The 24,340-nt window shown below is 69.7% G+C and carries 18 protein-coding genes and 1 pseudogene; 7 read left to right on the top strand and 12 right to left on the bottom strand.

The annotated features are described in order from the left end of the window. The first annotated feature begins 5 nt into the window (after positions 1-5). From ACI78V_RS05040 to ACI78V_RS05055, 4 genes are all read left to right on the top strand, one after another. On the top strand, positions 6-1,973 hold the full coding sequence (locus ACI78V_RS05040) for a hypothetical protein (protein ID WP_456849535.1): 1,968 nt from the start codon (positions 6-8) through the stop codon (positions 1,971-1,973). A 101-nt stretch (positions 1,974-2,074) separates the two neighbouring features. Next, positions 2,075-2,638: a dihydrofolate reductase family protein gene (locus tag ACI78V_RS05045; RefSeq protein ID WP_456849536.1), complete on the top strand. Its 564-nt coding sequence runs from the start codon at positions 2,075-2,077 to the stop codon at positions 2,636-2,638. A 120-nt stretch (positions 2,639-2,758) separates the two neighbouring features. Further along, the gene (locus tag ACI78V_RS05050) at positions 2,759-3,139 is read left to right on the top strand and encodes a hypothetical protein (RefSeq protein ID WP_456849538.1); all 381 of its coding nucleotides are present in this window, start codon (positions 2,759-2,761) and stop codon (positions 3,137-3,139) included. 66 nt (positions 3,140-3,205) lie between these two features. Further along, positions 3,206-4,126 (top strand): DUF6910 family protein, encoded by a 921-nt coding sequence (locus ACI78V_RS05055; RefSeq protein WP_456849540.1) that lies wholly within the window; start codon positions 3,206-3,208, stop codon positions 4,124-4,126. Positions 4,127-4,161: 35 nt separating this feature from the next. On the opposite strand, the gene ACI78V_RS05060 is transcribed toward ACI78V_RS05055, so the two are convergent. Beyond that, positions 4,162-4,794: a LysE/ArgO family amino acid transporter gene (locus ACI78V_RS05060; protein ID WP_456849542.1), complete on the bottom strand. Its 633-nt coding sequence runs from the start codon at positions 4,792-4,794 to the stop codon at positions 4,162-4,164. Between the two features lie 73 nt (positions 4,795-4,867). Here ACI78V_RS05060 and ACI78V_RS05065 point away from each other — a divergent pair, with 73 nt between their 5' ends. Next, positions 4,868-5,773, top strand: a complete 906-nt coding sequence (locus ACI78V_RS05065) for a LysR family transcriptional regulator ArgP (RefSeq protein ID WP_456849544.1) — start codon at positions 4,868-4,870, stop codon at positions 5,771-5,773. Positions 5,774-5,810: 37 nt separating this feature from the next. Here ACI78V_RS05065 and ACI78V_RS05070 read toward each other — a convergent pair whose 3' ends face one another. The 5 genes from ACI78V_RS05070 to ACI78V_RS05090 form a co-directional block, all read right to left on the bottom strand. Beyond that, positions 5,811-7,010, bottom strand: coding sequence for an RNA polymerase sigma factor (locus ACI78V_RS05070; protein WP_456849546.1), 1,200 nt, complete (start codon positions 7,008-7,010; stop codon positions 5,811-5,813). Positions 7,011-7,017: 7 nt separating this feature from the next. Further along, the gene (locus tag ACI78V_RS05075) at positions 7,018-7,428 is read right to left on the bottom strand and encodes a YciI family protein (RefSeq protein ID WP_456849548.1); all 411 of its coding nucleotides are present in this window, start codon (positions 7,426-7,428) and stop codon (positions 7,018-7,020) included. 149 nt (positions 7,429-7,577) lie between these two features. Next, a complete protein-coding gene (locus ACI78V_RS05080) occupies positions 7,578-8,087 on the bottom strand; it encodes an SRPBCC domain-containing protein (RefSeq protein WP_456849550.1) in 510 nt (169 codons plus the stop codon). After that, positions 8,084-8,386, bottom strand: a complete 303-nt coding sequence (locus ACI78V_RS05085) for an ArsR/SmtB family transcription factor (RefSeq protein ID WP_456849552.1) — start codon at positions 8,384-8,386, stop codon at positions 8,084-8,086. The genes ACI78V_RS05080 and ACI78V_RS05085 overlap by 4 nt, the downstream gene beginning before the upstream one ends. 478 nt (positions 8,387-8,864) lie before the next feature. Continuing rightward, the gene (locus ACI78V_RS05090) at positions 8,865-9,125 is read right to left on the bottom strand and encodes a hypothetical protein (RefSeq protein WP_456849554.1); all 261 of its coding nucleotides are present in this window, start codon (positions 9,123-9,125) and stop codon (positions 8,865-8,867) included. A 740-nt stretch (positions 9,126-9,865) separates the two neighbouring features. Between ACI78V_RS05090 and ACI78V_RS05095 the strand changes: the two genes are divergently transcribed. Beyond that, the gene (locus tag ACI78V_RS05095) at positions 9,866-10,720 is read left to right on the top strand and encodes a hypothetical protein (protein WP_456849556.1); all 855 of its coding nucleotides are present in this window, start codon (positions 9,866-9,868) and stop codon (positions 10,718-10,720) included. A 328-nt stretch (positions 10,721-11,048) separates the two neighbouring features. On the opposite strand, the gene ACI78V_RS05100 is transcribed toward ACI78V_RS05095, so the two are convergent. The 5 genes from ACI78V_RS05100 to ACI78V_RS05120 form a co-directional block, all read right to left on the bottom strand. Further along, on the bottom strand, positions 11,049-12,857 hold the full coding sequence (locus ACI78V_RS05100) for an FGLLP motif-containing membrane protein (protein ID WP_456849557.1): 1,809 nt from the start codon (positions 12,855-12,857) through the stop codon (positions 11,049-11,051). 130 nt (positions 12,858-12,987) lie between these two features. Further along, on the bottom strand, positions 12,988-13,692 hold the full coding sequence (locus tag ACI78V_RS05105) for a hypothetical protein (protein WP_456849559.1): 705 nt from the start codon (positions 13,690-13,692) through the stop codon (positions 12,988-12,990). A 1,861-nt stretch (positions 13,693-15,553) separates the two neighbouring features. Then, positions 15,554-18,676, bottom strand: a complete 3,123-nt coding sequence (locus ACI78V_RS05110) for an ATP-binding protein (RefSeq protein WP_456849561.1) — start codon at positions 18,674-18,676, stop codon at positions 15,554-15,556. Further along, positions 18,673-19,008 carry a hypothetical protein gene (locus ACI78V_RS05115; RefSeq protein WP_456849562.1) on the bottom strand — a complete coding sequence of 112 codons (336 nt, stop codon included), beginning with the start codon at positions 19,006-19,008 and terminating at the stop codon, positions 18,673-18,675. The genes ACI78V_RS05110 and ACI78V_RS05115 overlap by 4 nt, the downstream gene beginning before the upstream one ends. 691 nt (positions 19,009-19,699) lie before the next feature. Beyond that, on the bottom strand, positions 19,700-20,473 hold the full coding sequence (locus ACI78V_RS05120) for an endonuclease domain-containing protein (RefSeq protein WP_456849564.1): 774 nt from the start codon (positions 20,471-20,473) through the stop codon (positions 19,700-19,702). Between the two features lie 1,110 nt (positions 20,474-21,583). On the opposite strand from ACI78V_RS05120, the gene ACI78V_RS05125 reads away from it, so the two are divergent. Then, positions 21,584-22,189 (top strand): hypothetical protein, encoded by a 606-nt coding sequence (locus ACI78V_RS05125; protein WP_456849566.1) that lies wholly within the window; start codon positions 21,584-21,586, stop codon positions 22,187-22,189. 1,026 nt (positions 22,190-23,215) lie between these two features. Here ACI78V_RS05125 and ACI78V_RS05130 read toward each other — a convergent pair. Then, positions 23,216-24,324 (bottom strand): annotated as a pseudogene (locus tag ACI78V_RS05130) (transposase). Positions 24,325-24,340: the final 16 nt, after the last annotated feature.

A 24,340-nucleotide genomic window follows, 5' to 3' on the forward strand; every position in this document is an offset into this window, starting at 1 on the left:
GCTGGGTGGGCACGCCTGCAGGCTCGACCCGGACCGCGGGCCCGGCGGTCCAGGGGCTGCCCGACCCCGGCGACGACGTCCGGGCCCTGCTGCGGCTCGGTGAGCAGGCGCTGCACGTCGAGGGGTCCCTGACGGCCGGCCGGCGGTGGTTCGACGCGGCGTACCGGGCGGCCCGGGCCCAGGGGCGGCCGGAGGAGACGGCCCTGGCGACGCTGGGGCTCGGCGGGCTGTGGGTCCACGAACGCCGGGCCGCGGCGGACGCCGCCGAGGTGGAGATGCGCCAACGCGAGGCGTTGCGCGACCTCGACCCGCGGTCCCCGGTGGCCCTCCGGCTGCGCGCCCGGCTCGCCGGTGAGGCCGACTACCGCGGAGGCGGGCACGCCGCGGTCCTGGCCGCGCTGGAGGAGGCCCGCGCGGCGGGCCACCCGGTCGCCCTCGCAGAGGCGCTCAGCATCGCGCACCACTGCCTGCTCGGGCCCGAGCACACCGGGCGCCGGCTCGACCTGGCCGACGAGCTGCTGCGCGTCGCCTCGCGGACCGGTCGGCGCGGCGACGTCCTCATGGGCCTGGCCTGGCGCACCGTCGACCTGTTCCTGGCCGCCGACCCGCAGGCCGAGCGGTCGCTCGCCGAGCTCGACTCCGCCCTGGCCGGCCGGCCGCACCAGGCCGTCGGGTTCATCGCCGCCGCCTGCCGGGTGATGCTGTGCATCCGCGACGGCCGCTTCGACCAGGCGGAGGTCCTCGCGGCGGACTGCGCCGAGCGGGGCGCCGCCGCCGGCGACGCCGATGCCGTGGGCTGGTACGGCGCCCAGCTGGCGGCGATCCGCTGGTTCCAGGGGCGCAGTGCGGAGCTGGTGCCGGTGCTCGCCGACCTGGTGCACTCCCCCACGCTGAGCGCGGCGGACAACGCCTTCTTCGCCGCGCTCGCGGCGGCAGCCGCGACCGCCGGCGACCGGCGGCAGGCGACGTGCGCGCTGGGCCGGTTGCGTGGGCGGGGCCTGACCGACCTGGTCCACTCCAGCAGCTGGCTGGTGGCGATGTACGGCGCGGTGGAGGCCGCCCACCTGCTGGACGACGCGCCGACGGCGGCCCGGGCGTACTCGCTGCTGCTGCCGTTCGCCGAGCTCCCCGTGATGGCCAGCCTCGCCGTGGCCTGCTTCGGGTCCACGCACCACACCCTGGGCGTGGCGTCCATGACCGTCGGGGAGCTGGACCGTGCGGTCGCGCACCTGCAGGCCGCCGTCCGGGCCGACGAGGCGCTGGGGCACTGGCCGGCCGCCGTCCTGTCCCGGCACCGCCTGGGCGAGGCGCTCGGCCGCCGGGCCGGGCCCGGCGACGGCGCGGCGGCCGCGGCCGAACTGGCGGCCGCGGCCGCCGAGGCGGCGTCCCTGGGCATGGCGCTACCGCACGTCGGCCCACCGTCGGGGGCGATGAGCACCGCCCCACCCCGGTGCCGGCGCCGGGGGCGCCGGTGGGAGGTCCGGCTCGGGCACCGGACCGCCGTCGTGGACGACAGCGTCGGGATGCGGTACCTGGACACGCTGGTCACCCACGCGGGCCAGGAGATCCCCGCCATCGACCTCGCCCAGGGTGCGTTGCCGGCCGGCACGCCGAACCCGGCGCGAGCGGTCGCGTCGAGACAACCGCAGCTGGACGAGGTGGCCCGGCGGGAGTACCGCCGCCGCCTCGCCGAGCTGCAGGCGGAGATCGACGAGTACGACGCCATGAACGACCCGGAACGCGCCGCCAGGGCCCGCACGGAACGCGACTGGCTCATGACCGAGCTCCGGGCCGCTGCCGGGTTGTCCGGACGGGTGCGGCACTTCCCCGGCGACGCCGAACGTGCCCGGATCGCGGTGACCAAGGCGATCCACCGCGCCCTCGACCGGCTGGAGGCGGCCGACACGGCGATCGGCGCCGAGCTGCGCCGCCGGGTGCAGACCGGCCTGCGCTGCTGCTTCCACGTGGAGTGACCTGCCGCACCGATGAGAACCGGCGCCGGTCATGGTCTCCTGCACGACACCGATTCCACCGGCACGGGTCCCACCCGCGCCGATCAGCTGAGGAGCACGCATTGGGCGCCATCAAGGTCCACGAGTTCACCACCGTCGACGGGGTGGTCGATGCCCCCATGTGGACGGTCGACTACGGCTTCCCCGAGGACCTCGCCGCCTCCATCGGCGCCCTCACGGCCTCCTCGACGGGCATCCTCCTGGGCCGCACGACGTTCGAGATGTTCGCGCCGGCCTGGTCGACCCGGACCGCGGAGGACGACGAGGGCGCTCCGTTCTTCAACGACACCCGCAAGTACGTGGTCTCCTCGACCCTCACCGACGCCGAGGCCGTGTGGTCCAACTCCACCGTCGTCGGCGGCTACGACGCCGGCCGCCTGCGGGCGCTCAAGGACGAGGTGGACGGCGACCTCTACGTCAGCGGCAGCGCCACGCTCGTGCGGGCCCTGCTGGGAGACGGCCTGGTCGACGAGCTGCACCTGTACGTGTACCCGCTGGCGGTCGGGACGGGCCTGCGCCTGTTCCCGGACGGCGCACCGCGGACGCCGCTGTCCCTGCTGGGTGCCGAGAGCCTCAGCAACGGGGTGGCGCACCTGACCTACGGCCCCGCACCCGCCGCCGGCTGACCGGGACCGCGTCGGAGGGCCGGGCTCCCACGGGGTCCGGCCCTCCGGTGGTCCCCGGGTGCCGCTCCGCCGGCGCGTCGGCACCGGCGGACTGTCGGTAGCGGCGGAGAGGATCGGCGCATGGCTGCCTTCTTCCTCCCGCGGGCGAGCGACGACGAGCAGGCGGAGCGGCTCTACGACGCCCTCGCCGAGTTCGCCGGCTGCGAGCCCGCTCCCCCGGGTCAGCGTGTCCGGTCGATCGCCTTCACCCAGGACGGCGTCCGGTGGGTCGCCGAGGTCGGGGAGGAACTGAGCGGGCAGCGGACGACGCAGCAGCTGCGTCGCGGCGAGCTGGTCGAGCGCACCGAGACCCTCACCTCGACCTCCCGGGTGCTCGCCGTCTACCCCGGGACGCCGTTCGTGGTCGTCACCGACGCAGCGCCGATCACCGGCACGCCCTCGGAGTGGGCCAACCCGTTCTCCGCCCGGCCGGACCAGGTCACCTACTTCGACGCCCCGTGACCCGGGCGGCCCGTGGTCCCGCTGCTGAGCGGGCAGGCCGCCGTTCCTGCGCGCACAGTGGGCCCGGTGCGGGTCTTCGTGGACGGGATGAGCGCCCTGCGCTTCGACGACGGGACGCCGGTGACCGCGGCCTCCGGCATCGCGCCGCTGGGCGACGGCTGGCTGATCCCACAGGACGACGCCACCTTCGCCGCCTGGCACCGCGGTGGTGGGATCAGCCGCGTTCGCGTGCTGCCGCCGGTCGAGGGCCTCGATCGGTTCACCGAGGCGCAGGGGACCAAGCGGCTCAAGCCGGACCTCGAGGTCGCCTGCCCGGCCGAGGTGGACGGCGAGGCGGCCGTCCTGCTGCTCGGGTCGGGTTCTGCGGCGCGGCGCATGCGGGGCGTGCTGGTGCGACTGGCGGACGAGCGGCCCGTCGTCCTGGCCGCCGACCTGGGGCCGCTCTACCAGCACGTCGCCCGGCAGCTGGGACTGACCATGGACCAGCTCAACCTCGAGGGCGCCAGCCGGCACGGCGCCACGGTCCGCTGGTACAGCCGCGGCAACCTGGCAGCAGGGGTCGACTCCGGCAGCGTGGACATCCCCCTGGAGGCGCTGGTCGCCGCCGTCCTCGGCCGGGTCGAGCCCGCGTCGGTGCCGGTCGGGCAGCCGCGCCTCTACCGGCTCGGGGAGGTCGAGGGAGTCGGCCTGGCGGTGACCGACGCGATCGCGCTCCCGGACGGGCGGGAGCTCCTGAGCGCTGCCGCGGAGGACAGCCCCAACCCCGTCGACGACGGCCCCGTCGTCGCCACGGCCCTCGTCCTGGTGGACGGTGGGACGGTGCTGGACGTCGCCCCGATCCCCGAGGTGGACGGCTCCGTGCACAAGGTGGAGGGACTGGCCCTGCGGAGCGTTCACGGCGACCAGGTGCAGCTGCTGGCCGTCGTGGACGCCGACGACCCGGCCGCGCCGTCGGCGGAGCTGGAGCTGCGCGTCGACCTGGGGTGAGGCTCGGCGCGCTCCGGAGCGGGCTGCCCCCCGGCTCACGCCCCGCTGAGGCCGCGGACGGCCAGGGAGACGGCCAGGACTGCCATGACCACGGCGATGCCGCCGTCGAGGACCCGCCAGGCCGCCGGCCGGGCGAACACCGGCCGGAGCAGGCGGGCGCCGTAGCCCAGCCCGGTGAACCACAGCAGGCTGCCCAGACCCGCCCCGGCGGCGAACTGCCACCGGTGCTCGCCGTAGGTCGAGGCCATCGAGCCGAGCAGCACCACCGTGTCCAGGTACACGTGCGGGTTGAGCCAGGTCAGCGCCAGGCACGTGCCGACGGTCACCGCCAGCCCGGTGCGGGCGCCTGCGGCGTCGGGCAGCAGCGCGCCGGGTCGCAGCGCCCGCCGCGCGGCCAGCACGCCGTAGCAGAGCAGGAACGCCGCCCCGGCGAAGCACACCACCGGGACCAGCCACGGCACCTGCGCCAGGGCCACCCCGGCACCCAGCACGCCGGCGGCGATCAGCGCGACGTCGGAGAGGGCACACACCGCCACCACCGCGGCCACGTGCTCCAGCCGGAGCCCCTGCCGCAGGACGAAGGCGTTCTGGGCGCCGATGGCGACGATCAGCCCGAGGCCGAGCGCGAGCCCGGACGCGACGGCGAGCAGCGCCGGGGTGGTGAGCACACCGGCGACGCTACGAACACATACCAGTCGTGGTCCAGCTCAAGATCCTGACGCATCATTAGCATCGCTGTCCATGGAGCTGGACCTGGCGCAGTTGCGGGCCCTGGATGCCACCGTCCGCGGCGGCACCCTGGAGGCGGCCGCGCGCGCACTGCACGTCACCCCCTCGGCGATCAGCCAGCGGCTGCGCGCGCTGGAGGTGGCGACCGGCCGGATCCTGCTGGTGCGCACCAAGCCGGTGCGGGTCACCGAGTCCGGGCAGGCGGTGCTGCGCCTGGCGCGGCAGGTCGACCTGCTCACCGCCGACGTCGCCCGCGAACTGGGCGGCGACCCGTCCCCCGGACGCGTGCCCACGCTGCCGCTCGCGGTCAACGCCGACTCGATGGCCACCTGGGTGCTGCCCGCGTTGACCCCGCTGGCCGCTGACGTCTGCTTCGACCTGTACCGGGAGGACCAGGAGCACACCAGCGCCCTGCTGCGCGCCGGCACGGTCATGGCGGCGGTGACGGCGGACGCCGAGCCGGTGCCCGGCTGCACCTCCACCCGGCTGGGCGGCATGCGCTACCGGCCGATGGCCACCCCCGGCTTCGCGCGCCGCTGGTTCCCCGCCGGCCCCACCCCCCAGGCCCTCGCCCGGGCCCCGGTCGTCGTCTTCGACCGCAAGGACGACCTGCAGCACCGCTACCTGCACGGGCGGACCGCCGGCGGCGACGTCGCCGCACCGGTGCACTACGTGCCCGCCTCGGCGGACTACGTCGCCGCCGTCACCCTCGGCCTGGGCTGGGGCATGGTGCCCGACCTCCAGGCGCGTGGGGTGCCGGCGGAGCTGCTGGTCGAGCTCGACCCGGGCGGAGCGGTGGACGTCGTCCTGCACTGGCAGCAGTGGCGGTTGCGCTCGGCCACGCTCGACCGGGTCCGCGAGGCCGTGCTCACCGCCGCAGGGCGGGAGCTGGACCAGCCCGACGGGTCCAGGCGCTGACCGTCGAGGCGGTGGTCGACGGTGCCGGCCGGAGCCCTCAGCCGAGCTGCTCCGCTGCGGCCCGCGCCCGGGCGGCGGAACGGACCAGGTGGTCGCGCTCGGCCACGTCGGTGGCCCGGCGGGCGGCCTCGGCGTACGCCGTGGCGGCGGCGGGGAGGTCGCCGCCGAGCTCGTGCAGGTGGCCGCGGACGGCGTGCCACCGGTGCCGCTCGCCGAGCACCTCCCGCAGCCGGTCGGTCTCGCGCAGCCCGGCGGCGGCGCCGAGGACGTGGCCGACCGCGACCGCGCGCCCGAGCACCGCGGCGGGGTCCTGATGCACCGGGTCGCCGGAGAGGGCGACGAGGTCGTCGTACCAGGCGAGGATCTGCGGCCAGTCGGTCTCCTCGGCGCTCGCCGCGTCGTCGTGCAGGGCGGCGATGGCGGCCTCGATCTGGTAGCGGCCGGGGCGCTGGGCCGCCAGCGCCGACTGCAGGACGCGCACCCCCTCGGCGATCTCGCGGGTGTCCCACAGGCCGCGGTCCTGGCGGTCGAGCGGGACGATGCGCCCCGCCGGGTCCACTCGCGCCGGGAGACGGGCGTGGTTGAGGAGCATCAGCGCGAGCAGCCCGCGCGCCTCCGGCTCCTCGGTGGCGAGGGTGAGTTGGCGGGCGAGCCGTATCGCCTCGCCGGCCAGGTCCACCCGGCCCGCGTGGCCGGCGGTGTAGACGAGGTACAGCACGCGCAGCACGACCGCGAGGTCGCCGGGCCGGTCCAGGCGTCGTCCTCGCAGGGCGCGCTTGGCCCGGCTGATCCGCTGCGCCATCGTCGCCTCCGGCACGTAGAAGGCGTCGGCGATCTCCCGGGTGGTCAGGCCCCCGACGGCGCGCAGGGTCAGCGCCACCTGGGAGGCCGGGGCCAGCTCGGGCGAGCAGCAGCAGAAGAGCAGGAAGAGGGTGTCGTCGCCCTCCTCGGTGGCGCCGGGCGGCGGCTCGGCGTACGCCACCTCCTCGCGGCGGGACCGGGCGGCCTCGCTGCGGCGCGCGTCGACGAGCCGCCGGGTCGCCACCGTGACCAGCCACGCGCGCGGGTCACGGGGCGGGTGCTCGGGCCACACCCGCAGCGCCTCCAGCAGCGCCTCCTGCAGCGCGTCCTCGGCGGCGTCGAAGTCCTCACCCCGGCGGACCAGGCCCGCGAGCACCCGCGGGACGAGGGCGCGCAGCGCGCCCTCGTCCAGCGGTCGCGTCGACTCGTCGACCACGTCGGGGTCAGTCGGTGGACGGCGCCCCGGACATGACCTCCCGGACGTCGATCCACTCGTACAGCGGTTCCCCGCCCGGCCCGGGCTCGGAGGAGATGTAGGCCGCGATCTCGACCGCGCGCTCGCGCGACTCGACGTCGACCATGTACCAGCCGGCCACGAGGTCGCTGGTCTCCGGCAGCGGGCCGTCACTGGTGACCGGCGCGGCGTCCGGGCCGCCGTAGCGCACCCAGGTGCGCGCCGGCGTGAGCGCCTGCACGTCCACCAACTCGCCCTTCGCCTGGAGCAGCTCGTTGACGTGCTCGAGGAAGGCGAAGTGCGCCTCGACGTCCTCGGGGGCCCACTGGTCCATCGGCGGGAAGGGACGGTGCGGCTCCGGGCCGCCGCGGTAGTGCTTGAGGAGCAGGTACTTCGGCATGGTCGTCTCCTGGCGTCGTGGGCCGCGCCTGTCGTGGCCCTCCGCCTGGTGAGCGGAGCCGGTCGACGTCTCTCGACGTGCAACCGCCCATCGAGCTCGGGGTGGGCCACCCGGGGACCGGCTGACGCGACGCGGCCCCGGGCCCGTCCTCAGTGACCGGCGCGCATCTGCGCCAGGAAGCGCCGCCCCGGCTCCGGATCGACGTCGAAGCGCTCGGCGTAGCGTTCGTGGACCTGCTCCCACGGCGCGTGCGCCTCCTCCTCCGACAGGTGGCCACCGGCGAGGTGGGGCTCCAGCCGGGAGAGGTAGGCGTCCCAGCCGGCGGCGGTCTGCGCGGCGGCGGAGCGGTCGTCGAAGACGTGGGTGAAGACCAGCCGGCAGCCGCCGTCGTGTTCGGTCAGGTCGAAGGCGTACTGGTCGCCGGCGAAGGTCCAGGCCAGGCGGTGCGGCGGGTCGACCACGGTGACCTCGCCGGTCATGCCGCCGACCTCCAGGACCTCGCCGACCGCCGGTGTCCAGTCGGCCGCCGCCGGGAACCACTGCTCCAGCTCTGCCGGCACGCTCACCGCCCTCCAGACGCGTTCGACGGGGTGGGCGAGGACGCGCTCGAAGCGCAACGCGGGGCGTCCGTCGACCGTCTCCAGGGTTCCGTCGCTCACGAGTCCTCCTGCAGGTGTCGTTCGAGGGCGTCGAGTCGGCTCGACCAGAGCATCCGGTAGGGCTCCAGCCACTGCACGACCTCGACGAGGGGCTCGGGCCGCAGCGCGTACACGCGCTGCTTCCCCTGCGTGCGCGCCACCACGAGCCCGGCCTCGCGCAGCACCTTGAGGTGCTTGGACACCCCGGGCTGGCTGAGCCCGACGTGCGTCACCAGCTCGGCGACCGGTCGCTCGCCGTTGCGCAGCAGGTCGAGGATCTGTCTGCGGTGCGGTTCGGCGAGGGCGGCGTAGGCGCTCACGGCTTCATATTGCCGAACGGTCATGCGTCTGGCAAGCGACCCGCTGCGGTCGCGAGCGACGCGGGGCCGACCCCCAGGCCGCAGGTGCACGGCGGACGACGGACGAGTCGGCCTGTACGCCGGGAACTGTTGAGCGTGGACCGCAGGTCCTGGTCACTTGGGCGCACCGCTTACCGACCTGCGGATATCACTGTGGTGGTTGCCACTGTTTCCGATCATCGGTCGACCTGGTGTGCCCCCAATGTGCCCCTGCGCGCCCCGCCCCACCGCCAACCCCGAGGTTGTTGAGCCGGGCCGCCGTCCCTTCTCGTACAAGCCCCGCTCAAGATTTCTGGGGGATGTGGGGAGCCCGGGGCTCCTCCACTCCCCGCTGCGACACGCGGTCGGGCGGCGATCTAGCGGTGCCGCGTCGCGGGTGGTCCCAGCGGACAACTCCCGCTTCGCTCCCGCCTTGATCGTCGCCGAGATGCCTCGGTTGTTAAAGGCCTCGTCCTCGAACTCGTGCGTCGTCTTGACCTCGCCGCTGACACGGACTGAGGAGATCGCCCGCCAGCAGCTCATCGGCCCGCGTGATGAAGGCGTCGTCGACGAGGGGCTCGATGGCGATCACCGCGGTGACGAGGCTTTCGTGGATGGAGTGCAGAAGGCCGACGAGAAGGCGGCTGGCCCGCGGGACGAAGCTCGCAAACGTTGGGCCGAGGACGCCGTTGGGGAAGCCCGCGGCCCGCAGGTCGATCATCAAGCTGCTGTCATCACGCTCCGTTGGCTCGGGCCTGAAGTAGGACAGGGCGTGGTCTTCCCGGTCCCTCGACGGCGGTACAGGTCCTGGTGGTCGACGGTGTCAAGCACGTCGGCGATCCCCAAGTCGACGAAGCTCCGTGAAGTTGTGGCCCCTCCTGAGTTTGCGCGCGCTTCGGGATCGCCACGAAGGTGTTCAATCGGGACAGCGGCCTGCGGTCGAGGGGATCCACGCCGCCTGCACGCCCACGCTGGCCGTGGCCCGCAGGAAAGGCCGTCCGGTTGAGGTTGTGGTGACACACCCACATCTGGCCGGCAGGACGACGGCCGTCTGGCCTCCTGCGGTGAGCGCCTCGTGACCGATGACCTGCACAGCATCGACCCGCCATACGACACCAGTCGCCGTCGGCCGGGCGGGTGCGCCCGCGCAGCATTCTGACCGTCTGCGGCGCGGCGGGACGAGCCGCTCCGCCAGCAGTCCATTGCCTGGCGCCAGTACCATCAGTCCCTCCCGCCCCCGCCGAGAAGGCGAGGTGCATGAAGTGCAGAAGTCCACTTCACGTCAGCCTCTGTCATGGCTGCTCAGCGCCGTTGGCGGGTTGGTAGTCGGTCTTGCGGTCAACTCGATCAGCGACGCCTACCCAGGCGCCACAGCTCCCGCAGTCGTAGCGGCGCCCTTATTCGTTCTCGGCGTGACCGTAGGACTCCGTCGCCTTCCCGCCCGACGCTCCCCTGCACCGGTTGGCTGCACGCGTCTGCCTGAGCGGCGCGGCCATCGCGGTGCTTGTGTCCCTGCTGAGTCCCTCGGGCACAAGAGGCTGGGCGGTCCTCGTGGCCGCCGCCCTCGGCGTAGCGAGCTGTTCGACGCTCGCGACGTCAGGTCGAGCCGCGTATCAACAGCTGCAGGGCGTGGCCTGTATCGGTTTTGGTGTCGCGACGGTCGGGCTGGGATTGACAATGGCCTTGCTGCGCGACTTCCCCCTACTGGCCACCGAGGCCTTCATCGGTTTCGGTGTCGCGGCGGTCGGGTTCGGGGTGGCCCGCCTGCGCGACTCCGCCATGTTGGCCGGCGCGGCCCTCATCGGTGGTGGTGTCGCGCTGGTCGCGTTCGGGGTGGCCATGCTGCGCTACTCCGCCCTGGGCGGCGCGGCGGACATCGGTTTCGGTGTCGCCCTGGTCGGGTTCGGGGTGGCGCGCCTGCGCGTCTCCGCCCTACTGGCGGCCGCGGCCCTCATCGGTTTCGGTGTCGTGCTGGTCGGGGTCGGGGTGGCCCGCCTGCGCTTGCGCGACTCCGTCCTGGGCGGCGTGGCGACCATCGGAGGTGGTGTCGCGGTGGCCGGGTTGGGAGTGGCTCGCCTGCGCAACTCCCCCCTGCTGGCCGGCGCGGCCCTCATGGGATTGGGTGTCGCGCTGGTTGGGGTCGGCGTGGCCATGCTGCGCGATCCAGGCCTGGCGGGTGAGCTGGGGGGGCGCGGCGGTCGTCTGTGGTGGTGTGGCGGCGATCGGGGGCGCGGTGGCCGCGCTGCGCAGCGAGCGCCATGTTGTCGCCCGGGTCAGATCACTAGCTGCGAGTCCCTCGAACCGCTCCCACGCTGAACCGATCAGCAGCTTAAAGTCAGAGTCGCCGGAGTAATACCCTGGCCGCCAGTCAGCGGTCCCTCCCTGCACGGGGGTCGCTAGTCCTCGCGGCACTGGTCGGGTCACTGCCAGAGAAGGACCCCCGACTCGCCGATGCGAAGAGCTTATCAATTCCGCAGCCTCATTGGACTCTGCCGGTTTCTCCCCGACCGCCAGGAATTAAGCCCGGCCCGGTCACGCTGCCATGAATTGCGACACTCCGGACGACGCTCACCGCTACGCGCCTTCTACCGGCCGCAGTTGCCGCCGAACTGCCGAAGCGATCCCATGCTTGAGCGCTCGCGAGTTAGGCGGATGGGATTGAGTGCTCGGTGGCACGAAGATATGCCCACAGGCCCACAGATAGGAGTCCGAACAGTATAAATGGAATGAGCGCGAGAGCAAGTTGCCAGAGGCTTTCGATCTCTTGTAGAAACGTCCAGAACAGGATGTGTACAAGCAGGAACAGCGACACTCCCCATACGGTCACCCACGCAGCCCGACTCCAGCGTGCCAACTTGCGTCCGTCAAGGTACTCAACGGGCATGAGACCAAAGACGGCTCCTTGCCAGGAAAGGACCACTGTAGAGGCGAGTACGGAATCCGCCAACAGCACGGCTGGACCAGCGTCCGGCTCGGCCGCCACTGCGTCTACTGGCTGCCACAATAGCCACGCGAGCATCCCAAGCGCCAGCAGGGCAACCCCACCAAGCAACACTGACGGGCCCTGTCCCCGCTTCCTTCGGGACGCCGCCGCGGCGCCGACAGAGAAGTAGGCGAACAATCCATAGGCATAGCCTGGTTCGAAACGCGCCAGCCGAGACACCACTACGCAAATCCCTGCAATTGCAATGGCCAGCGGCAGTACACGAAGCCGGGCTGGCACCGGGTCAGCAACGCGCAGAGCCAATTCGACCGTGCCAGCGTAAGCCAGCGTTGTGAGTGGGACGGAGATGATAAACGCCAGCGCAAGGACCAGGGTCTGGGAGTCGAACCCGGCTCCTGACTCGACGAGGCTCAGCAGGACCGCGCTGGCCAGCACAAATATTGCGCCGTCGAGCCACCGGCGACGCTTTCCGACGTCCGCCGGTGGGTCGCGCCGCCACCAAGCCGGCAGTCGGTGCCGGTTCTCCTCGAGTGTCTTATTGAACAGTTCGGCCGGGAACCCGACCACGACGAACAAGAGCACGAAAAGCGCCGCACTGACGAGTAGAGCTTGGGTGCTCCACGACACCTCTTGAGGCGTGGGCAGCGCCTGCGGGAAGTCCGGGCGCAAGAAGACCGCCGTAGCTCCTGAGTCTGCGCCGAGGTCGAGGCCGGGATCCGGGTTGGGACCCGGGTCGGGGTTAGGACCCGGGTCCGGGTCGGGACCCGGGTCCGGGTCGGGACCCGGGTCCGGGTCGGGACCCGGGTCCGGGTCGGGACCCGGGTTCGGGTCGGGACCCGGGTCGGGGTCGGGTCCGGGGTCGGGGTCGGGGTCGGGGTCGGGGTCGGGGTCGGGGTCGGGGTCTATCGGAAGCAGGATTTCGAGTGGAGCAGACGCGGTTTCGCCGTCGCACTGAACCGCTACGCGAGCACCACCGGGTTGGGAACTGGTCGGCACCGTGAACGTCACCCGTCGTTCGCCGGCCCCAGTGCCACCCTCATCAGTGCTCACGGTCGCACCATCGACCGTGAGCACAGGGGTACATTCAGCCGGGAATCCGGTCATGAAGGCCGTGACCACTTCGTCGGGTCTAGCCTCGGACCTGGATAGCCGCAGCTCCGGTGTAACGACGATGAAATTGGCGCTGGCGGTGCCGATCAGGTTGCCATCCGGATCGGGCGGTCCATAGCAGTAGACGGTGAGGGTGTGGGAACCCGTCGAGGCGTCACTTGGAACTGTGATTCGCACACCACCCGAGCCAGGTGCTGAAGCGATGGAGCTACCGTCCCACTGCGCTTTGGTGGATTCACAGGGGTCAAAAAACGATCCAGTCACCTTCACGGTCGTCCCAGGGTTCCCTGACTCTGGGTCCAGGACGAGCGACGGCTGCCCAGCCGCCACATGCACGCCGGCACACCAGACGACCAACAGGCCGCTCAGGAATACGATGCACCTCTGTAGTGAACTCATACGAATCACCGCGTAGTTGAAGAGTCAGCCCTGCGGGCCCCTTCCAGTCCGTGATTCCACCGTCTGCAGTCGCCCCGACGTCGACACGGTTGAGGTGAGTGGAGACGCTACGGCGCAGGCAATTCCGCCACTACGGCAGGGTCTCACGCACCACAATCACCGTGGAGCGCTTAATCAGCTGCTTGGCCTGGGCAGCCATTCGCTCCAACTGGTCGCGGGCTGCGGGCGAAAGTCGGGGCACAGTGACCGTGGCGTTGCCCTTGTCGACCAGGTCGTCCCAAAGCTGGTCCAGCTTACCCGCGCTGAACTCACCAGTTCTCCCTTCGATCGTTGCCTCGTGTTCGGTGCCGATGTCCATCCGTCGCCCTGGGCGGCTGTACGCGTTCCGGACGGCGTGGCCGCCTTGAAAGTCGCCCGCGACGAGTTCCTCGTAGAGCCTCCCCGCCTGCTTCGGGTCCGCGCGGGCCAAGTCCAGGATTTCCTGCTGGGCTGCAGCGGCTTTCGGATCGGCGAATCCCTCTCGGAAGGTGACGATCCGTCCTCGTGGGGCGCCCGGCCCGGACGGAAGCGCGGGACGCTCCTGACCCCTGCTCGGATGCGAGCGCTCCGGACTAACCCCGGCGCGACTGCGCGATGTTGGATGCACAGCGGCAGCCTCAGGGGCCTCGCCGAGGCGAGACAGGTCATCAGCCGGCGACTGCGGCACTGCGGTTGCCGCGGGCCCCTGCGCGGCGGTCCCAGGGGGCAGTTTGCGGATCTGTCCGCCTCGGGTCAGGAACTCCTCGACGGATTCCTTGGCAGGCGTGGCACTCTCGGCCTTGACGGCTGCGCGCATAGCTGGCTGTCGGCTATCCGGCTGGTTGCGGGTACCTCGGGTTGGCGCCCCCGCCCTACCACCAGTGCGCGGGATGCCAGGAGTTTGTGGCCCCATCGCGTCTGCCCAAATCCGCATCCGCTCGGCATCCGAGGCAGCTCGCTGCGATTCATCCTGAGTGCGAAGCTTATCCATCGTCCACTCAAACGCTCTGCCAACAGGACCGCCAAATCGCCCTGCAACCTTCTCAGCTATTTGCAAATAGGTGGATTGGAAGCTTCGAGTAGCGGCGTTAAGAGAGTCGGTGTACGCTAGCGCTTTAGCCGCCTCAGGGTTGGCTTGTTCGACGTCAAGTTTCTCGTTCAAGGCGAGCGTAGAGGCGTAGATCTCACGGGTGACTTCATGCCATCGTCCTGCATTCGGACCAGCCCTCCCGGACTCTCCTCCGTACCGGATAAAGAACCTTTCGTCCGAGCGCGCAAAAAGGTGGCCGTTTCTTTCTGTGACGGTTGTGTGACCATCCGGCGAGTGCCAGACGCCTTCTGGACGGCTAGGATGTGCGTTATCGCGCTCCGTCCACTCGCCAGTCGCTGCGTCTCGCTCCCACCGACTCCCGTGACGCTCCCGGTCGAACACGATCCACTTCTCGTCGCGCTCGGACCATGTCCGCCGTTCTTTCCCGGCAGGATCCGCGTAGGTCCATGTACCATCACGATCACGTTGCATGGAACTGCCATCGGGATTCACGACAATGCGACGTCCATCGGCATAGTCTGAAATCATGGTGCCATTCGGATCAAACAGGCTACTGCTGCCGTCGGGCGAGCTGCGGATCGTAGTCCCATCCTTGGCCGCAACTGTCACGTGCCCGGCACCGTCAACATGCCAGCGGTTCCCGAACTCGTCAATGTGGAGAGAATCGGCCTTCGGTTCCTGGCTGGAAGAAGTGTCGACAGATTCAGGACTGGCCTTCCCTCCATTGGCCCGCCCATCTTGGGCTGTTTGCGGAGGTCGCCCCCGCCCCTCCCGCGCGCCCTCTCGACTCTCCCGACTCTCGCGCGCGCTCCCCCGGCCCTCTCCAGCCTCCCGCGCGCCCTCTCGACTATCCCGGCTGCTCTCGCGCGCGCTCTCTCGACTCTTCCGGCCCTCCCCGCCCTCCCGCGCGCTCTTCTGACCCCCCCGCGCGCCGCCACCAGAGCGATCGTCTCCGGGTGAGCCTTGAGGGCCGGGTCCCGACGGGGACTTCTCAGAAGGCGAGTCCTCGGGGACGGCGGTTCCAAAGTCGACATCCCAGTGGTGGATAGTGCCATCCGGATTTCGTACGATTTTCGTTTCCGACGCATTCGCTCCATCCACGCGCTCAGTGTCCCGATCTAGCTTCAAGTCGTCCGGTTTGTCAGCAGGAGGGTAGGGATGGACAGAGTCGGCCTGAGTTGCCTCCTGCGCCTTTTCGTCGGTGCCTACATTCGGTCCATCTGTAGCAAGATTTCCGCGTTCCGACCGGGTGGCCGGGTCGCTAGCACTCGGCGCGCCGAGGCCCCCATGCTGCGCGCGGTCTCCTGCTGTTTCGGATCCAGAATCGACCGCTGGCGTCGACTGGTCCGAAGCACCGGCATCAGACGCTTCAGCAAAATCGGACATGGCGGTCTGATCCTTCACCATTCGGACCGGTACGGGGTTAGCCGCGTGAGGCCTCTGCCTGGACAACCGGGCAGTGCATCGTCTAATGGCGGTCGCTCTTGCCCACTCACTTCGTCCGCGCCCGACGGACACCCGGAGCCGCCCGGGTATATGTCAGAGACTAGATCCAAGGCTCTCGACTGTGTCTCGACGGAGTGCGCCACCATGGCTTCGCCTCGAGCTCTCATCCTGGAGGGACGGCCTACGCGGTCGCCGGGTGGGCGGGTCCTGTGTCCGCTGATCCGTCGGCCTCAGCCAGGAGGCGAGCAGTAATCTTCCGATTGGTGCGGGGGGACTTTAGGGCGTCGGCGTCGAGTGCCTGCTGAGCGAAGCACAGCGCGACCCGACGGGCCCTCGCGCTAACGCTGCAGCGCAGCGGCAACGGCCAGTCCGGTTCGGGAAACTCAACGAGTGAGTACGCGGCGTCGAGCGCAACTCCCCAAGATTGCTGCCGCCTGCCGGCTTCGGAGACCGCGTCTTGGACATCGGCTCGTTGCCATGCTACGGCCTGCTCGCCGGACGAAATCAAATCGGCGACGTCACGGCGATACAGGCAGACCGGGGGCTGCTGATCACAAACGGACTCGCATGCCTGGTACGGCGGAACGGTGCGCGTGGACAACCGGTTCACCAGCTCTCGGTATCCGCGCCAGGACTCGGCTCGGTCACCTTGTCCGAGGTGGGCAAGAAGTAGCTCCCGCATCGCGGCAGCTAGGGCGGACGTGTCCACGTACGCCCAGCCGGCCTGGTCCCCACGACGGCTGGCCAGCCAAGCAGTGGCATGCACCGCCAGGCTTCTCAAGAGGACTTTCTCATCTGCTTGGGGCTGCTTGCGGGCGCGCAGCACGGCGAGCACGTCGGGCCACAGGCGGTCAACCGCGTGCGGGTCGTCGATGGCCGACAATGCCAGCCGCGAGATCGCGCGTCGGACGGCGTGGTCTTCGACCAGGCGACGGGCGGCCCCACAGACTTCGGCATCGGCGGCACACCCGGCCGCACAGTCGTCGTAAGGCAGCACCACAGCTACATCGAGCTGCTTCCGCCGCCACTCGGCCATGTACGTGGCGATCTCCGCGTCTGGACGCGACGGCTGACCAGTTAGCGAGGGAACGCTGACGAGGATGCCCGCATCATCGCCTTCGCCGAAGATCACGGCCTGGCCGACAGGCAGGGTCGCCAGCGCGTGTGCCTGACGCTCGCTCATCGCCATCGCCCCACCGAGTGCCGCCCGGTCGTCAGCGGCGACCGTGCGGTGGGCAATCTTGAGGCCGGTGTTCTTCAGCACATCCGGCAGAAGCTTCGTGGGCACCTGATCAGCGACGAGCACACCTTGCCCGTAGGCGCGCAACTCGGCGAGCAGGTGCCCGAACGTTTCGGCCGCCTTGCCCCGGGGATCGGCCTCTTCCTGGCGTCGGGCAAGGGAGGGCGCGGAGAGCAGCCGATGCGCCTCTTCGATGACAACCAGGTGACGCAACCCGGCGGCCGGTGCCTGCGCCCGGCGGTGCTCCACCAACCGGGTCAGGAGTAATCCCATGAGGAAGGCCTTGTCGTCGTCATCCGCAACGGGTTCCAGTTCGAGCACCGTGTGCCGGTCGAGCAGGGCCTCCAGGGGCGTCGAGCGTCGCCCGTCCAGCATCAGTCCCTTGCCGCCGGTCCGCAGGGAGTCCAGCCGGGTGAGCAGGGCCGCGCGGATGTCCGCGGCGACGCGCTCGTCGTAGCCGAGAGTCGGCACGACCCTCCGCACCGTCGCGGACAGTTCACTGAGCGTCGGAAAGGCCGCCGCCGGATCATCGTCTGGACCAAGCCGCGGGTTGCGCCCCGTCGTCGGGTCGAAGCCGCGGTCGGCGTAGACCTGGTGCAGGCAGCGCTCGAGCACCTGCGGTAGCGGCGTCCACATTCCCGAACTGGCGGCGAACACCGAGCGGATCAGGTCCAGATGCTCGCCGACGGTGGTGCCAGCAGGCACCTCGAAAGGGTTCAGCCGGAATGGCGCAACCCGCTCATCACCCAGCGTGAAGACCAGAGGCGGCCCGTCGTCGGCACTGATCGTACGAATCGACCGGTACTCCCGTTTGGCTGGCTCTATGACCAAATAGGGCACCCGGGCAGCATCGAGCTGCTGTAGCAGGTGGCGGACGGTGGTGGTCTTGCCGGCGCCGGTGACTCCAGCCACGAATACGTGGCGAGTCAACATCGACACCGGCACCTCGTATGCGGTTCCGGTTGGTTGGGTGCGCTCCACCACCCGGCCAATCGCCACCACCGGACCGGTCGACGGGGAGGGAGGCGTGACATCGAATTGGGGCAGCGCGGTGATCTGGAAACCTGTTGTCTCGGTGCGCGGGAGATGCACGCACGCCGCCAACTGGGTCGAGGTGAGCAGTGTCTGGTGCCGGAAGGGATGCCGATAGATACCCGGACCGGGGTCGGCCGGCTGGTAGGGCAACGCCCAGCCCGCGGCGAGTGGCCCTGCCCGTCGATCGGTCCAGATACGCAGCGGCTCGATCAGTGACTCGGGCCCCGAGAAGACGGCCCGCCAGGCCGCAGACAGCCGGTAGTACGAACGCCGATCCCCGCCGAGATAGACCGCGGTGCGCCACGCGCCCACGGCTAAGCCGTGCGACAGCGTGGTGACCAGATTTTGCAGCAACTCCGAGTACTGGGCGGCCAGTGGGCTCGGCGCACCGGAGGACAACGAGGCGGCCTGAGCGGCACGCATCTCGTTGACGGCGACCTGTCGCAGTTCCGAGGTGTAGGCCTCATCGACGGGTTCGGCCAGGATCACCGCCGCCCAGGTTCCCCCCACCATCGCCCGCAGCAGCCGATCGACCGCGGTGGCACCATCCCACTCAGCAAAGTCGCCGGAAGCGGGTGCCCCGAGCACCAGCCCGTTGATCGGCAGGACCGGCATCTGAGGCTCCACGGCAATGGCGGTGACCGCGGAGTGCGGGACGCCAAGCACCGTCAGCAGAACCTCCGCCCGGGCATCCGCCAACTCAGATCCGCTGCCAGCGCTGCCTGACCCATCGGCCCAGGTTCCCAGGCACACACGGATGCCAGCAGGCGTGCCCGAGAGGACAAACGCCACCGGAATCCGCTCGCCGTACAAGCCGGTCAGCATCGCCTCAGCACCGCGCAAGCCCGTGGCTACACCCGCAGAAAGCCCGTCGTCGCCCGGGCGGCCAACGCCCGTCACGAGCAGCAGCCGGCGGCCGACCGATGGCACCGCGGGAAACGCCTCCGGCAACGGCAGTGCAAGGGAACCCGTCCGTTGGAGATAGTCGATATGCGCAGTAGACAACGCCGGACTAGGCACGCTGCTCACGGACCAAACGGCGTCGAGAAGAACGCCCACAGGAAGACCGCCACGAAAATGAGGAATGCCGCGACGGCCACCGCGCGCAGCAGCCACACCCACATCGGCGCCTTGCGGGCACGGACTACCACATTCGTCGTTAGGTTCCGAACCTCATCGACCTCCAGCGTCTCGCCCGGTCGCCCGCCCGCGTCTACCTGCACTAGGTCCCCATCATGCAAAGCCCCGTTGAAGGAGAACCCCCGCATCAGAACCGGCGTCGGTGGAAGCCGGTTACCCGCCGAGTCGTATCGCTCCACCCGAAATGTCCATACCAACGCCATCCGCGGCTTGCCGTCCACATCTGGCCAGAGCTCTTGCTCCGACCGGAGCGCCAGGCCACGGACCTCGCCAACAACCGATCCCGGCGTCTCCACAGAATGGCGAGGGGAAGGGACGGGCGTGCCAGATGCATCGTCGTCAGGTGGCTGCCAGCCCCCAGCCCCTGCCCCTAGTGGTTCGGAACCCGTCGCGCCGTCGTGAGGCTCGTCCCGATATGTTCCATCGCCGTTCATGGCGCACGCCCTCATCGAGCTGGAATGCCTCGCGGCCGACGGTCCTACGCCGGCCCCTGGAGGTCAAGGTGGGTAGGCACCCCACGAGCCGTAGCTCCCCGCCTTGTCGGCGTCGCCGGTCAACGGGGCGGCCGAGGGCTGCGGGTCGCCACGGACAGTCCCATTGCGTGAACTTGGAGCGATGGAGTCTCGTTGGAACCCCAACCTCACGGGAGCACCGAGCGGCGCCTGCACCTCCCTGCGACGCAAAGCTTGGTCGAGCGCGGAGACGCCCGTCCGCCGGGAATTGTCAAGCACAGAAGGAACGGCAAGCCGCAGCAATGGACCCCCGGTCCGAGCAGGGTGGATTACGCACAGTAGTCACAAGGGCTCGCATCCCTAGTCATCGTCCCGTGCCCCCGAGGTGCCTCCGCGGCACCACGGAGCCCCGCCGAGCGCACCTCGGCGGGGACCCAGGGTGGCCACCTGCTGACGATCGCTAAGTCGGCAGCCCCACCTCTCCCGCGGCCCCGCCTACCGAGACCACCGAACCGAGCACGCGGCGCAGCGTGGCGGTGAGGTCAGGACGCTTGTACTCGGCCAGGTAGACGGCCAGCCCGAGAACGCCGACGAGGTTGTCACCGGGGGCCATGCCGATCGCGGCGTTACAGGTACGACAGATGAGCCCGCGCACGGCACCCTCCGCCGAGGAGTGGTCGTGATCCGTCGCGAGGCGCGCCCACCGAGACGGTCCTGTATCAGGCCTGCCGCAGCTCGGGTTCGCGCAGATACCACCCTGACGCTCGAGAAGCCTCTCTCGATCTTCGGGCGTCAAGGCGTACCTGACCGCCCCGTCCCGCGCCCGTGCACGTTCCCGCACGCCTGGGTAAAGACTCAGGCACATGCGCGCGTAGCGCTCCCCCGACCCGCGCCGGCGGGACACGAAAACCGGCGTTTCCGGCCCACAGACAGCGCAGGTCGCGGTTTCGTCGTCGAGGTCGGCATCAGACAGGAAGTGCTTGGGCGGCCCCATCGGGCCCGTGCGCCCTCTGTACTCGTAGTGCACGTAGTGGCCGTGGCAATAACCTTTGGTCACCCGCGGACGCGTACAGTTCTCGGCTTTGCACACGGCCGACAGGACCGGTTTTGGGTACTGCTCATCGAGGATGCCGTGACGCCGGGCCAAAGCGTAGTGCCTCGCGCACAACCCTCGGCTGAGGTAGTAGATCTCCCGTTGACAAGGAGCCTCGCGCCATTTGCACATTTCCGACATGGATACTGCCTACACCGCGACGGCATTCGCATGCAAGTGCTAGTCGGACGGCAAGGAATGACCAGAGGTGCATATCACGGAGGGCGTCAAATCGGACCCGGGGTGACTAATCCGCCATTCGTCTTCTACGCGTACTACTCCGCAGTAATTTCGTCAGGAAGAGGGGGTAGTCGAGGACCGAAGTCGCCCAACCGACCTGCGGGCGTCGGATATTCCCATCCCTGCCGCGCTCCGTGTGGACAATTCTTAGAGGCTGCAGGCTCAAGAGCGGTCAAGGGCGCTTGGTTCAGCCTTGCCCACGCGCGCCCGGCCTCTCGAGCCGAGCGATGAGCACGTTGAGTCGAGTGGTGAGATTGTCGATCTTGACGTCAAGCCGCCTGAAAGCACCGCGGATCACTCTCCGCTGCCAGATGAGCAGCGCCCAGCAGACGGCCGCGTAGACAACGAGGACGCCGGCCACCAGCCGGCTGCCTCGCTCATCCTTGCCGCCTCGGGCGGCGGAAGCTCGGCTGGTCTTCGGCTTGCTGATGCCATGATCGCCTGACAGCAGTCAGCCCAGGAGCCCTCCAGGCGACGGTGGGACAACCGGCGGCAGTGCGGGCATGCCGCGAGCATACGACTCGACCACCCTTACGGGAGACCGCCTTTCGTTGGTCGGGCGCTTGTCTCCAGTGATTCCGTTTGCGCGGTTTGGCCCGGGAATTGTACCCGACCCCCCCGCGGGCGCCGGGTGACGATCAAGCCGTACTCGCGCCGCCCCTTAGACGCCTACGTCGAAGCGGAACCGAGCGACCCCTTCGCGGCGACGACGCACTGAGTACTCCCGCAGGAGGTTGCGGACCACTGAGAATGAGCGGTCAGTTAGCTCAGCATCCCCTTAGGGACCCGCCACCTCGATCCTCCGCCTGGACGCAGGGTTCCACGCAGGCCTGAGTCCCAGCGTCAGGTCGCGAAGGTGACGCGCCGATGACCTCGGACAACGGCCGCAGTTAGGGGCGGGACCGAACGACTCGCCAGGCCGACGACTCAAGAACGCGTCAGTCCTGCCGATATGCAACCAACCCAGGGCAACGACCCTGCGGGTCCCATGACACAAAAGGGAGCTGTTGCATGATTGTCACCGTCATCGCGATCACGATTATCGCCCTAGTGATTCTGTACCGCATAGGAGCCGCTAGCTCGGGTGGCGCTCGCCCCGCCTCCGCCAATGGTGCGAGTGACGCGGCGCGCGCTCCACTCAGCGGGCGAACCCTTCCTCGCACGGCCGTGCAAGGACTCATCGACCAGATGCACTATGACGAGCAGGTAGTTTTTCAGTCGCCTGCCGTGATTATGGAAAACGAGCAACACCCGCGCGAGCGGGGTGAACTTGTCGTTAGCACCCGCAAGGTCCACTGGTTGGCCTATGACGAGACAGGGTACGGCGTCGCTGGGGGATTTGCGTTCGATATCGGAGAGGTATTGGCGATCCGAAGGAGATCATGGGACACCCTCGTCTTGTTCGTCGACGACCCCGAATACAGCACCATCGTGGGAGATCGTTCCGGGGCGGTAACGACCCGCTTCACTTTCCGAGCAGAGGACGCCACCGCCTGGCTGGAGTGCTTTCACCGCCAGCACGAAGTCTCCCACTTTCGGCAGTTCGAGAGTTATACGGATACCGAGTTGGCGGATCAGCCCATCGCTGACTGGACGGAACGGATCACATTTGGCTAATGGGTGGCAACACGGTTGCCTGTTCCACGTACTCCCGACTGAGCCCCTGCGGCGGAACTGCCGGCAAGGGCTCAGTGCTGCCCAGTCAAGGTCTTGTCATCGCAACCCGAGGCGTTGTTGACGACCGACGCGGTGACTTGATCACGAAGAAGATCTCCGGAAGGAGTGGCGGTGCTTGACGTCGTCATTGCCAACCGGAGATCTCCGTGCCCACGCTTATGGCCGCACGACGGTGTTGTGCGCAAGCTGTTGGTCGCCCGTGTCCGGCCAGGTCGCCGGCCCGGCGTGGGGGACGAGCCGCGCGGCTGAGCCGGCAGACGGTCTACAAGTGGCTGGGTCGCTGGCGCACCGAGGCGAGGCCGGGCTGGCCGACCGCTCCCCGCGACCACACCGATGGCCCCCGGGCGACGTGACCGGACACGGTCGCGGCCATCATCGGCGGCCCGGACCGAGCACCATGCCCGGCCGGTGCGGCTGGCCGCGATCGTGGGCATCGCGGCCTCCACCATCGGGATGGTGCTCGCCCTGCGCCGGCATGCGGCGTCTGGCCGAGGTGGACCGGCTCACCGGTGGGTTACTGCGCGGCCGGCGGCACAGCGAGGTCCGCTACGAACGCGGGCACCCCGGCGACCTGCTGCACGTCGACGTCATGAAGCTCGGCCGGATTCCCTGCGGTGGTGGGTGCACGGCACGGTCGATCACCGGCACGCGTCGGTGCCCGTCGGCTTCCACTACGTCCACGTCGCCATCGACGGTTACTCCCGGCTGGCCTACGTCGAGGTCATGTCCGACGAGCGGGTAAACGCCTGCGCCGGCTCTCTAACCTGCGCGGCCACCTGGTTCGCCAGCCAGGACATCACCGTGCAGGGGGTGCTCACCAGCAACGCCCTCGGCTACCGCCGCGGCGTGGGCTGGACCGCTGCCCGCACCGACCTGGGCATCGCCGGCCGGTTCATCCAGCCTGCCGGCCCTGGACCACTGGACCAATGGCGAGGCCGCGAGGTTCAGAACTGTCCCGGGTTGAGTTCACTCGTCGGGGGGGGGGGGGGGTGGTCTGGCCGCGATCGCGGCGGGGTTAAGTGTCTCGTACTCGATGGGTGCAAGTCGGCCGAGGCGGCGTTGCCGGCGGCGTCGGTGGTAGGTCCGTTCGATCCAGGTGATATTCGCCAGTCGTAAGTTCTCGCGGGTGTTCCAGCGCTGCCGGTCGAGCACGGTCTTCTGCAGCAGTGCGAAGAAGGGCTCCATCGCGGCGTTGTCGCCACAGCCGCCGCCCCGGGCCATCGAGCGACCAGGCCGTTATTCTTGATCGTGCGGACGAAGGCGTTCGAGCGGAATCGGCTGCCGCGGTCTGAGTGCACCGTCGTGCCCACCGGGCTGCGCTGGATGATCGCGTTGCGCGGCGCCGCCACCGCCAGGGATGGTGTTGTGCTCGGTGATGTCAGTCGGCCAGGTGTCGTTCGGCGGGGTCGCGGTGAACTTCCGGTCGACCAGGTCATCGCACACCGGCGGGCCGGCCTTCCGGATCAGGCCGTGCTTCTTGACGAACACCGACCAGATCCGCTGCTGAGAGCACAACCGCGCGACCCAGCTCTCGCCGACCGCGAGGCCGCATTTATGCGGCTCGTCGGCGACGGACCGGTAGCCGAAAGCAGGGTCGTCGGCATGGATGTCGACCGCGGCGTCGATCAGATGGGCGTCGTCCCAATCGCGCTGGCTCATCGACTGCTGCCGCCACGCACAGTAGGCCAGCATGGAGAAGCCGAGCACCCGGTAGGTCTTCGCGACGGGGACGTTCTCGGCGGCGAGTTCAGGAACCAGTGATAGATCATTTTGGGACGACATCGCGGGCTTAAGTAGGCCGTCCCCCGCCGCAGGATCGCGTTTCCGTACTCCAAGAGCTTGTTGCGCCGGCGAAGCTCGCGAAGCTCCGCGGACTCGTCCTTCCACCCGCCGCCGCGGTCGCCCGACGCTACTGGTGGGGCGAGGCCGTCATCGCGGTTGGCGATCTTCAGCCAGCGCTGCGAGAAAACCTCCGAGATCCCGAAGTCGCGGGCCACTTGGGAGATCGACGCCCCGCCCTTGCGGGCCACGGCGATGACGTGCCGCCGAAACTCCGGCGGGAACGGCTTAGGCACGATGCTGATCCTTCGA

This window comes from Geodermatophilus sp. SYSU D00742 (assembly GCF_054049935.1).